Origin of the sequence: Roseiflexus sp. RS-1 (assembly GCF_000016665.1) — a bacterium.
GTDB lineage: Bacteria > Chloroflexota > Chloroflexia > Chloroflexales > Roseiflexaceae > Roseiflexus.
On record NC_009523.1, the window covers coordinates 3,825,140 to 3,837,092 of the forward strand.

The 11,953-nt window shown below is 59.4% G+C and carries 8 protein-coding genes; all 8 read right to left on the bottom strand.

From position 1 onward, the window contains the following. Positions 1-219 precede the first annotated feature (219 nt). The 8 genes from ROSERS_RS15665 to ROSERS_RS15700 all read right to left on the bottom strand — a co-directional run bounded on the left by ROSERS_RS15665 (position 220) and on the right by ROSERS_RS15700 (position 11,897). A complete protein-coding gene (locus tag ROSERS_RS15665; RefSeq protein WP_011957755.1) occupies positions 220-1,215 on the bottom strand; it encodes a DUF3048 domain-containing protein in 996 nt (331 codons plus the stop codon). Between the two features lie 68 nt (positions 1,216-1,283). Further along, the gene (locus ROSERS_RS15670) at positions 1,284-2,414 is read right to left on the bottom strand and encodes an ABC transporter permease (protein ID WP_011957756.1); all 1,131 of its coding nucleotides are present in this window, start codon (positions 2,412-2,414) and stop codon (positions 1,284-1,286) included. 21 nt (positions 2,415-2,435) lie between these two features. Further along, positions 2,436-3,422: an ABC transporter permease gene (locus ROSERS_RS15675; protein ID WP_011957757.1), complete on the bottom strand. Its 987-nt coding sequence runs from the start codon at positions 3,420-3,422 to the stop codon at positions 2,436-2,438. A 130-nt stretch (positions 3,423-3,552) separates the two neighbouring features. Next, positions 3,553-5,826 (bottom strand): ABC transporter substrate-binding protein, encoded by a 2,274-nt coding sequence (locus tag ROSERS_RS15680; RefSeq protein WP_011957758.1) that lies wholly within the window; start codon positions 5,824-5,826, stop codon positions 3,553-3,555. A 222-nt stretch (positions 5,827-6,048) separates the two neighbouring features. Then, positions 6,049-6,579, bottom strand: a complete 531-nt coding sequence (locus ROSERS_RS15685) for a DUF6174 domain-containing protein (RefSeq protein WP_011957759.1) — start codon at positions 6,577-6,579, stop codon at positions 6,049-6,051. Between the two features lie 55 nt (positions 6,580-6,634). Next, positions 6,635-7,414: a hypothetical protein gene (locus ROSERS_RS15690; RefSeq protein ID WP_049767529.1), complete on the bottom strand. Its 780-nt coding sequence runs from the start codon at positions 7,412-7,414 to the stop codon at positions 6,635-6,637. An 18-nt stretch (positions 7,415-7,432) separates the two neighbouring features. Beyond that, positions 7,433-9,811: a peptidoglycan recognition protein family protein gene (locus ROSERS_RS15695; protein ID WP_011957761.1), complete on the bottom strand. Its 2,379-nt coding sequence runs from the start codon at positions 9,809-9,811 to the stop codon at positions 7,433-7,435. 40 nt (positions 9,812-9,851) lie between these two features. Beyond that, positions 9,852-11,897, bottom strand: a complete 2,046-nt coding sequence (locus ROSERS_RS15700; RefSeq protein ID WP_011957762.1) for a putative glycoside hydrolase — start codon at positions 11,895-11,897, stop codon at positions 9,852-9,854. Positions 11,898-11,953: the final 56 nt, after the last annotated feature.

Genomic DNA, 11,953 nt, shown 5'->3' on the forward strand with positions numbered 1-11,953 from the left:
CTCTCAGATCGTGATGGTAAACGACACCACGTGGCCGGTTGCCGCACAAGTGTAGCATGGGTCAGACTGTGGGGCAAATACCGATGGTCGACGACAGGATGGAGTGCCGCCCGATGATGTGCGCCAGCAACAAATGGGCAGGAACAATCCAGGATCTGTTGGTCGACATCCTTATGTATGACAGATTACTTGAGCGAAACGGTCAAATGCGCATCACAATCACCTGACGGTCAGGTTGCCGAGTTTCGGCACTGCCGCAATCCACACCTGCCCGGAATTCATCGCCGCTTCGCTGCCGTCGGCAAGGTAGAAGCGCAGCGGCGCAGCTTCTGATTCCTTGCGCCAAGTGATTTCCTGCGCCACGCCATTCTGAAACAGGAACCCCGGACCACTCCCGACCACGTCCTGCTGGATGCGCCCTTTCGGATCGCCGGGGATCGGGCGTTCCTGCACTTCGATCACGACAACGTTACTGGCGCGCAATTGCTGACCGGTTGCGGCATCGACCGCCGGTTTGCCGCGTCGCAGGCGCAGATAGACATTGCCGACAGGGTCATACGTCCAGCCGACGCTATCCTGGCGGTAGATGAAGTAGTAGCCAAGCTCCTGAGCTGCCGGGCGCTGTTCTGGCGGCGCTTCGGCTTTGATCGGGAAGCCCAGTTCGGGATTGTTGATCTCGGCGTTGCCGAAGCGGGCAGCCGCCTGATCGAGGCGCGCTGTGCTGGTGTAGAGGTTGTGCGGCGCTTTGCGGGTGCGGACGCGGGTAAAGTAGGCGCCGCCGGAGCGCGCCAGCGCATCCACATCAATAATCTCCGGCGCCTCGCCCGCCCGTTTGAGTGCATCCGGCGCACCGCCAGCATGAATATACATGCCATTCATGCCCATTGCCCAGCGCACGAAATAGAGCCGTGCGCTGCGTACCGGACCGATCGACGGAACATCGGGTGAAATGCCGGGGACGTACACCGCCATAAAGCGCGTGATCCCCATCTCCGCGAGCGCCTCGAACACCACTGCTGCTTTGTCGAGACCGGTCTGCGGATAGGCATTCGGATGGTTATCGATCATGACCACATAAGGGCGCCGTGTGATCGTCCCGCGCTCGAAGGCGGCGGGAACGCGGGGCGGAGCGGCGGCGGCAGGCGCAACGAACGCAGCCAGGATCGCCAGCGCAATCAATACCGTTGCCACGCGCAGGAAGGGAAGTGTTTGCATGCTATGCCTCGATGTGTCGTTCTTGCCAACGAATGAGCCAGCGGCAATGATACCACATAACCGCGCGCTCACGCATACGGATCGACCGCATCGCGCAACCCGTCGCCCAGCAGGTACAGGCAGAGTGACGCAAGAACGATAGCGCCGAGGGGGATCAGCAGCCAAGGATAGAGGGTCACCGATTTGATCTGCTGCGCATCTTGCAGCAGTACACCCCAACTGACCGCAGGCGGCAGCATGCCCAGGTTGAGAAAACTGAGCGCCGTTTCCGCCGCGATAGCGCCGGGCACGGCAAACGACGCAACGACAATAATATGGCTCATTGCGTTTGGCAGCATATGGGTGGTGATGACACGCCAGTGCGATGCGCCCGCAGCAATCGCCGCCGCAGTGTAGTCAGCATTACGGTAGCTCAGCACCTTGCCGCGCACCTCGCGCGAAAAACTCGTCCAGGTAATGAACGCCAGAATGATGGTGATCAGCATATACCGCTGCACCACCGGCATCGTAATCGGAAGCGCTGCCGCAATCGCAATGAATAACGAAATAAAGGGAAAGGTCTGAATTAACTCAATCAGCCGCTGAATGATATTATCGATCCATCCGCCGAAGTACCCGGACGCCGTACCGACGATCGAGCCGATCACCATACTGATCATCACGCCGAAAAAGCCAATGGTCAGCGATACCTGCGCTCCTTTGAGCACCCGCGAGAAGAGATCGCGACCCTGGCGGTCGGCGCCCCAGAGAAAGATTTTGGCATTGGCTTCGGGTGGCGCATCGACGCCGAACAGGTGTATATCGAGCGGAATGAAGCCCCACATCACATACGGACTGCCGCGCACAAACAGACGGATAGGGTAGGTCACCTCTGGATCAGGCTCGTAGATGATCTGGAAATTGACCGAGTCGACAATCTGTTTCATTCCCTGAAGCGCCAGCCCGCCATTCGCCCAGACAATCGTCGATGGCTGCGCATATTGATGGTTCGCATCGATCTCATTCGGGTCGTATGGCGCGATAAAATCGGCAAAAAACGCCATCAGATACATAATGATCAACACGATCCCGCCAGCGACCGAGAGATGGTTCTTCCGGTACCGCCGCCAGATCAACTGAACCTGCGAAAGTTGCCCGACATCTTCGAACGTGCGCACACGATCAGTTTGCGGTTGTGCATCTTTTGCAACTGTTGCCATACGCGCCTGCCTTCGATCAGGTTATTCCAACCGCACCCGTGGATCGACCCACGCCAGCAGAAGATCGGCGATCAGATTGCCCAGCAGCAACATAATGCACTGCATCATCAGAATGGTGATGCCAAGATACATGTCAGTCGCCTGAAGCGCACGCAGATAGAGGGCGCCAAGCGTCGGCAAATTGAGAATAACGCCAGCCAGCGCATCGCCGACGACAATCGAGGGAAGCAGATAGCCGATGCTCATCACCAGCGGGTGAACCGCATTACGCACGGCATGCTTCCAGACGACCGCATGTTCCTGCAACCCTTTGGATCGGGCGGTCTGAATGTACTGGGCATTCAACACGTCGAGGAGATTGGCGCGCATCACCCTTGTCAACCCCGCCGTAGCGGAAGCGCCCAGCACCACCACCGGAATCCACAGATTGCTCAGTAGATTGAGGAACTTTGCGAAACTCCAGGGTGCATTAACATACTGTGGCGAGAAAAAGCCCAACCCGACATCCTGCCGCAGCACAAGCGCAGCAAAGACCATCAGGATCAGCGCCAGGGCGAAGTTTGGTATCGCAATCCCCAGAAATTGCACGAATGTAATGATGTAGTCGGGAATGCTCCCGCGATTGGTCGCAAGATAGACGCCCAACGGGATCGAAATGAGCCATGCAAACAGCGCCGTACCAAATGTCAGGGCAAATGTAATGGGCAGGCGCTGTGCAATAATCCCCGCCACCGGCGTATCGGTCTCGAACGATGTACCAAAATCGCCTTGCAACGTGCGCGAAATCCACTTCCAGTATTTGATGTGCAGCGGATCATCAACGCCATAGCGTCGCTTGAGCGCCTCGATCTGGTCTTGCGGCACATTACCGCCCTGCGCGCGCAACTGGTCGATCTTGATGTCCACAATCGATCCGGGCGGCAGTTCGATGAGAAAGAACCCAATGAACGACGCCAGGATCATGGTGATGATCATGTACACAACGCGCCGCGCAAGAAATGTGGTCATAACCTGGATTCCCAATCACAACCGGATATACCGACGGATCGCTCTATTCATTCTGAAAGCCGCTCCCGTTCCCATTTCGGGAAAGGGAGCGGGCTTGCATCGCATAAACCGCTAGCGTCGTTGGATGCGTTCAACCGCTATGCTTCGCCGGATCGTCCCAATACCATGCTTCAGGATCGTACACCGCCGGCGTTGGATGGATCCAGGGATCGGTGAAGCCGCCGAGCGCAAGGTCTTCTTTCCGGGGAACGTTCATCAAGCCCTTCTTGACGATGAACACGCGGTCAAAGTTCGCTACCGACCCCTGCACGAACGGACCGTTCTCGACGTGGATCTTGATCATCTCCCAGACCATCTGTGTGCGCTTCAGGAAATCCGGTTCGACTTTCGTCTTATCGTAGATCTCGTGCAGTTTTGCGATGGTCGGGTCGAAATCCTTATCGGTCGGCACGATTCGGGCAGGCGCGCGTTGCCACGGATCTTTGTCCAGTTCTTCCTTCTCGCTTGCCGTACCGCGCAACTGATACCCCTGTCCGTGAAGCGGCGCCCAGCGTTCCGGCTCAATCGGCACCAGCCACTGCGGATACACCAGATGGTTCGGACCATCACCGATGCCCCAGTCGGCGTTCGACATCAGTTTGCCGGCGAACCAGTCCTCACGGCGTCCCTGCGGCGGCACCGGGGTCAGCGTCGCCTTGATGCCGATCTGCCCCCAGTCGCGGATCATCTGCTCATTCTGAGCAATCGTGTTCTTGCTGGTGTTGGCGGCGACGACCAGCAAAATCTCCAGCGGTGAACCGTCGGGGAAGGTACGGAAACCGTTGGGACCAACCTTGACCCCAATGTCGTCGAGCAGTTTCTTTGCCCGTTCCTGATCGAACGCCACGTAACTATCGCGCCATTCGCGGTACCGCGCGTTTGCCCGGTCCGGGTTCCCCTTTTCGTCGATATTGTACTCGATGGCTTTCGGGCTGAAGGTGCCGGTTGTCAACTCACCGGTGCCGAAGTACTGCGTTTTTTGCAGTTCAGCGCGGTTGAACGCCAGCGAGAGCGCCTGCCGGAACTTCGGATTGCGGATCAATTCCCGCCACTTCGGATCGTTGTAGTCGTAACTGAAGAAGAACGAGGTTCCCGACCCGGATCCGCTCTCCCAGAACCGCACTTCATACCCGCCTGCTTCAGCATTCTGGCGCAGGTTGGGCACATCATCGAGACTGAGCACCCAGTGGTGCGAGAAGTCGCTCTTCCCCTGGATGACATTCAACTTCTCGACTTCGCTGTTCTGGAAGGTGGTCGAAACGATGCGGTCGATGTATGGCAGTTGATTCCCCTCAGCGTCGACACACCAGTAATACGGGTTGCGGGTATAAACGCCACGCACGCCCTCCTCAAAACTTTCACACTTCCATCCCGTCATCGTCGGGCAATCGGGGTTGGTGACGAAGCGGATGCGCTTGGTATGTTCGTCCCAGTCTTTGTATTTTGCAGGGTTGAGCACCGGGTTGAACTGCTCCATATGATGCCGCGGCGCCATCCAGCGCGGTCCGATGCCTGCGTTGACCCACATCGCCAGGCGATCAGCAGTCAGCGGCGCTGGCGCATCGAACTTCATCGTCAGCGTGTAGTCATCGACTTTGATGAGAGTCGCCAGCGTTCCAGTACCGGAACGTCCCTCGTCCGGCGGCGGCTCGATCGGCTTCAACCCCTCCGGAAACTCTTTCTCCTTCCCGTTGCCGCCGACCATATACTCCCACCAGTACAGAATGTCATCGACCGTCCAGGGATGCCCGTCAGACCACTTGAGCCCCTCGCGGAACTTGAACGTCCACTCGCTGGCATCGGCATTCGCTTCCCAACTTTCAGCAAGCCCCGGACCAATCTTCAAGCCATCGTCAAGCCAGCGCAGGATCGAGTGACCGTACTGGCTCTCCTGCACAATCGTCGCCATACCATCGGGTCCCCACGAGTTGGTGAAGTTGAGCGTCCCGCCATACGTGCCGACACTGAGCCATTTGTGCGGCACAACGTAAGGGTTCTTCGGCAGACGCTGATCAACGGGCGGCAGTTTCCCTTCGGCGACCAGTTTTGCCAGTTCGGGCGACTCTTTGAACCTGCTGACCGCCTGGGGCACAGCAGTCGCCTGGGGCGGCGTGGTGGGCGGGATGGCAACAGTTGGCGCGGGAGCAGATGTCGGCGCCGGTGCAGATGTCGGCGCCGGTGCAGACGTTGGCGCCTGAGCAGGCTGACCGCCGCCACACGCAGCAATCGCCGCACTGGCAGCAGTCATCGCCGAAAGCGTCAGGAATCGTCGTCGGCTCAGTGTGCGTGTTCTAGACACAGGTACCTCCTCGTAGCTGATGTCAGAGTGTGAGGAACGTGGTGAACATCTGTTTCGGAAAAACATCGAGGAAAACAGACATAGATACTATCTGCCGCGCGATCACCTCCTTCTCGCCGGAGAGCCGGGTATTGATTCGGTTAAGGGGGTTTTACGAAGTTGTTGACTATTGTACATTTTAGCGATCCATTTGTCAACTATGAAAACAAAGCCGGTTGCCACCAAAACATTGCCAGCGCCGAACCGGTAAACAGCGGTGCGTTAACTTTTGACATGTGAGAGCGATCTTCAAGGGAGTGGACGCAGATCGACAACGCGCAACAACTTATCGCCCACCATCATGGCGCACGCAGGTGGACGACCGTGCATGAGAAGATAGCGCCAGGCATCGGGATGCCACCAGTTTGGGCGCGCTTCGATACGAATATAAAGGCGGATCGGGTAGCCCAGCAACGGGTGAAAGGCGCTTTCCACCGATAGCCGATCATCACAGGCGCACCCCAGGGTGATGCAGCGCATACCGGTATCGCCATCACGCCGCGCCACGGCGAAGAGGTCTTCGACCGTGCGCCCATCACGCTGACACCGCTCCAGTTGCGTGACGCGCACCACCCGTTCGTCAGCAACCTCAACCTCGACAGTGCAGTTGAGTTCTTCCAGTGTTATGACGTAATGAGCAAAACCGTGGGTTCGCCAGCGCGCTTCGGCAGCAGCGATTGCGCGTTCGTTTGCGCTATCCGCAGCAAGCGCAACCACCACAGCGCTGCCGATACAGATGAACAAGACGCATGCGATCAAGAACCGCACCATCGGACGCATATGGTTTTCCGGATAAACTTCACCCTCGCTGCAACGGCGGAGAGGCGCGGCACACTCACGGCGCTGTCGGCGTTATTCGCGTTGTCGGCGTTGCTGTCGGCGTCACGGTTGCTGGCAGGGGCGTATCGGTCGCAGCAACGACCGGCGTACTGGCGCCTGGCGCTTCGGGCGTTATCGTGGCAGTGAACGTCGGGGTGACCGTCGGCTCGACCGGAACCGTTGCGGTGGGAGCAACAGTCGCTGCAAGGGGAGAAGGACGTTGCAGATCGAGCGCCGCATCGCCAGCAATATCGCTCAGGCGCTGGAGAAAACGCTCGATACGCTGTGAGCGTCGGTCGAGTTCCTGAAGCAGCGCTGCACGTCCTGCCTCTGCGGTCGCGAACGCCGCCACCTGATCGCGACTGGCGCGCGCATCGGCGACGAGTGTGGCATTCTGAACAACGACTGCGGTCAACTGCTCGCGCACCTGTTCGCGCACGGTTTTCACATCATCGATCACGAGCCGGATATCGCTGAGCGCCTCACGATCATCACTGGCGCGGCGGGCAAGATCGGCGACCTCGGTTGCCAGTGCATCGGCGCGGCTCACGATCGTCGCATTGTGCGCCTCGAGCGTTGCCACCCGCACTCGCGCCGCATCGATCTCCACCGGTGTGGCAGGGGTAAATCCGAGCCAGAGCAACGTGGCGCCGGTCGCCAGTAAGGTAATAGAAGTCGTGATCAGAATAACCAGGAAGGCTGCCAGCAACCGTGCGAAAAAACCGCTACCGCCCCGGCGCACCGGCTGGGGAGAGGGCGGTGGAATGGACGGCGCCGACTCGGAAGCATTGGTCATGATACATCATCTCGCACATCAATCATCCGGCACACCGAGCGATGTTTCACCGCCGCGATTACCAGCGGAAGTCGGAGCGCCAGCATAGATCGAGCGTTCCACGACAATTGGTTGGGTCGCGCGTACCGTCGTCGAAATGGTCGTCTGATCGGGATACAGTTCATGGACTGCCATCGTGTACCGTGAACCGGCGGGCATCACCAGGGAACGACTGGCGCGGGAGCCGTCCGCCAGGATGAAGGCGACATCGATACGCGCCTGACGCTGTGAAGGGTTGCTGATCAACAGGTACTGCTGGTAGTCGCCGCTCGTGCGCCCATCGGCGAAGCGCCAGGAGTACGCCGGCGCCACCGCGCCCGGTCCTGCCGTCCCCACTGCCCCGTTTCGCCAGTAGAGCGCCCGTTCTGCGGCGATGGGGCGGTCGGCGATGATCGTTGTGGCGACGCCCAGTTCCGGCACAACCTCGTTGACATCGATCGCAAGGCGCGCCAGCGGCGGGATCGCATAGCGCCGCGCAAGCGAGGTGCCATCAGGGGTCAGGAAGCGCACCGTGATATTCGCCCGATCGCCGTTTGGATTCACTACCAGCAGCGACATGCGAAACGGCCGCGCCGTGGTTCCTTCGGCAAAGTGCCATTCGCGCGAAAGTTCGGTCACCCCCGGCGATATGTGCATCCCGCCGCTGGTAAGTGTGCTGCCGGGACCGAAGATCATCGTGCGTTCGGCGACAATGGGTTGGGTGGCGGTGACGCGCATACCAAACGATCGGTTCGGCAGCAGGTCACCCATTACCACCACGATGCGCTGCTGTGGCGCCAGCGTGATCGGTTCGCTATCGAATGGCGGATAGACAAAGGTCGTACCATCGTCTGTCATCAGCAGCACGCGCGCGCCAACCGGCTCGGACTGCGGATTGAACAGCACCAGAAACGTGCGTTTGTCTCCCTCGGTCGATCCTTCTGCAAAGTACCAGACGCGCGATGGACGCATGATCCCTGGTTGCACACTCAGGTCGGCGCCAAAGTTCATGAAGCGTTCGGCGATCACTGGCGCGTTCGCTTCGATGATCGCCGGGGCATCGGGGGTATCGTTGAAGATCTCATTGATGACCAGATTGGCGCGTGCGCCGGGAGCGATGGTCACGTCACGGATGATTTCGGCGCCGGGTTGACGCACAATAATAAAACGCACATTTGCAGATTCATCTCCGGGATTGAGCACCGCCAGGCGTTCTTCGTAGTCACGCGGGTTCCCTTCCGCGAAGAACCAGCGCGAACGAACGATCGCGGCGCTGACCGTGCGCCGGATCTGGGGCAACCCATCACGAAGCGCGCTGGAAGGATCGCCAGCATTCGGCGCCAGATCGCTGTGAGCGGCGATTGCCGGTCCCACCACGCCAGCGCCATTCAGCGTCACGATCCGCTGACCGGTCGGGTCGATGCGATACGCTTCACAAAGCCATGCCAGCAGTGTACGCAGTGCATCGAGTTGCGCAGTCGGCGGCGATCCCTCCCCGATCAGCGCAATATGCACTGCCGCACCACCGCTCACCTCGGCGACGGAAACGGTCGGTCCGCCGCTGCGTCCTTCGAAGATGGCGCCATCGCGCCCGATGATGTAGTGATAAATCGTATCGTTCAGCCCAAGCGTCTGTTCGTGGTACGCGGCAAGCGCGCGCAGGAATGGCAGGGGATTGTCGAGTGCATCTGCGCCTATCTGGTGCAGCACGATCCCCTGGGGCGCAGACCGTGCGCCGCGGTACGTGCGCGGATTACCACCAGCCCACGAGGTGCGCGGAAACACCTTCGGCGGCGGCGTCAGCGTTGCTGGACCGCCAAACGCCGTAATGGCATCGGTTGCGCGCGGCGGACCGGCGCTGGCATCGAAGTAAGTGATACTGATGTCGCTCAGCAGCGGTGAAGCGTTTGCGACTGTGCTGCTCAGCGTCGCACGGAATTGCAGGACGCGCGTATCCGGCGGCAGCGGGCGCACATCCTCGGTTGCAAAAGTATCTGGCAGCGCCCTGGCGCGCAGTTCGCCGGCAACCAGCGGTTGCCACGGTCCCAGTTGATCGGGAGCAGGTCCGCCGCGAATGTCGAGAGTCAGGTTTGTTCCAGGCGGAACGTCCGCATGCCAGATAGCGCCGACCGCATTCAGGGTCATCGTGAGCGAAATCGGTTCAGAGACGAACGTTCCGCGCGTTGCGCCAGCAGTCAAACGCAATTCGCCATCGGCATTGGCAATGATCTGGACATCGGTGCGCGCGCCACGCTGCCAGTCCGCCTGGGTGCTGAACACAATCCGCCCCGACTGCACCGGCGCCTGAGCCAGCGCTCGCGGCGGATCAACGGCGATCAGGAACCCGATCAGCAAAGCCGCTACAACCAGGCGGTACATAGTGTCTCCTCAGGGGCTATGGGATGAACACGCGCCATCCCTACTCCGCCGGCTTCAACGCTTCCACGTGATAGACGTTGGTCGAGTCGTACAGGATCCAGCCGGCGCTGGCGTCGAACTCCTCGACAGCACGGATTTGCGCCCGAACTTCCTTCGGCGTATACTCGACGATCAACTCCTTTGGCACCCAGATCAGCGTAAAATCCTGCAACCAGGGGCGAAGCAGCGCGCGCTTCCCTTCGACCTGCCTGAGCGCCGCAGCCATGGATTTCTGGATGACCTCATAGGGGTACTTCGCCGGATTGTCGAAGCCGAATTCACCAGGACTGAAGTGCGAAGGATACACCATCGGGCTGATATAGTCGGTGTACTCAGCCATCATACCCAGGTTCTGCCCCAGCAATTTCGACGGACCAAAAGAGGTGTAGCCGAATACATCAACCGAAAAGAAGGCGCCGGCGCCGTTGATGGCGCGATGTGAGCGCCTGAGCACCTCGGTGATATTCGCCCAGCGCTCTTCGGGAGTTCCTTCGCGCGACAGCAGCAACCGATCTTTATCGGTGGGAGAAAACTCCAGCGACGGGAAGCGAATGTAGTCGTACTGGATCTCATCGAATCCGAGCAGTGCCGCCTCGACCGACAGTTGAATGTTGTACTCCCAGACGTTCTCGTTCCATGGGTCGAGCCAGGCGTAGCGGATGCCCGGCGCCGGATAATCATAGAAGATTCCGCCGGTGGTCCGATCTTTTGCCGCCCACTCCGGTTTCGCCTCGGCGAGCACATTGTCGTGACTGAACATGTGGACGCGCGCAATGGTGTAGATGCCGCGACGTTTCGCTTCATCAAGGATTTTACGCAGGTCCATGTAGGGCTTGAACGTCCCCAACTCCCGCACCATCGGCGCCTGCGAGTCGTAGTACACCAATCCCAGGTCATCGCGCAGATCCGACTTGACATCGATCACAATTGCGTTCAGTTCCGTCGCGTCGATAATGTCGAAATACTTCGTCAACAGGTTCCAGCGCGCGGCAACTGCCGCAGTCACATAGAGCGCCTTCGAGTAGAACGGTTCGAGTTCGATCGTCGAAGGCACGCTACCGGGGCGCAGTTCGATAACCGCTTTGCGATACCCTGGCGCCAGCACCTGAATATACCCCTGTTCGGGGATGCCCTCCAGAACGAACGCGCCATCAGAACTGTTATCGATCCGCGTCATCGCCACATCGCTGCTCTGGAGATTGACTGTCGCAATCACCGTTGCATTGCGGATCGGCTGTTTCGTGCGCGCGTCGATCAGCACCCCGGCAAGCGTGTCGGGACGCAGGGCGACATTGAGCGTCGTTGTGCGTTCGACAGGTTGGTCAAGACTGGCATACCCCTTCGCGCTGATGGTGATTGTCCCTTTTTCTGGAACGCCTCGCAGCGTATACTGCCCATCGCTGTCGGTCGTCGTTTTCAGATCGCCCAGGGTCACATCCGCCCCGGCGATTGGCTGACCGGTATACCCATCGGTGACCGTCCCGCGCAGCGTATCGGGACGGAGCGCTGTATCGAACGATGTCGAACGCGCCACATCACTCACGAGTGGCGCATATCCGTCGGCGGTTATGGTGACACGGAACGTTTCGGGAACGCCAGTCAGCGTATACCGCCCGTCAGTATCGGTGGTGGCGCTGATTGCCTCCGATACCTGCACCACGGCGCCCGCAACCGGCGTGCGTGCATACAGGTCGGTGATCACGCCGCTCAACGTATTCGGGCGAATCGTAATCGGGTCGAGAGCGACTGCCGGGGGTTCAGGACGTTCCAGTTGCGGCAGCGAAGCAAGGTTGACCTCAAACGGTTCGTAACCGCTGGCAACGACACGAAGAACATCACGCGCACTCCAGCGGTCGATCTGATAGACGCCGTTCGCATCGGTGGTGATCTGAACGTCGCCAACATTCAGCGTTGCGACCACCGGTTTGCCGGTGTATGCATCGAATACGGAACCGGTCAGAGGAACATTCGGGCGCCCACATGCGGACAGAACCGCAAGCACGATCAGAACAGCACCGACCAGAGCGCTTCCACGAATCCATCGCATCGATCCACTACTCCCTTGTTGCTGGTATCACGTTGCGCGTATGATAAAGGTTTGAC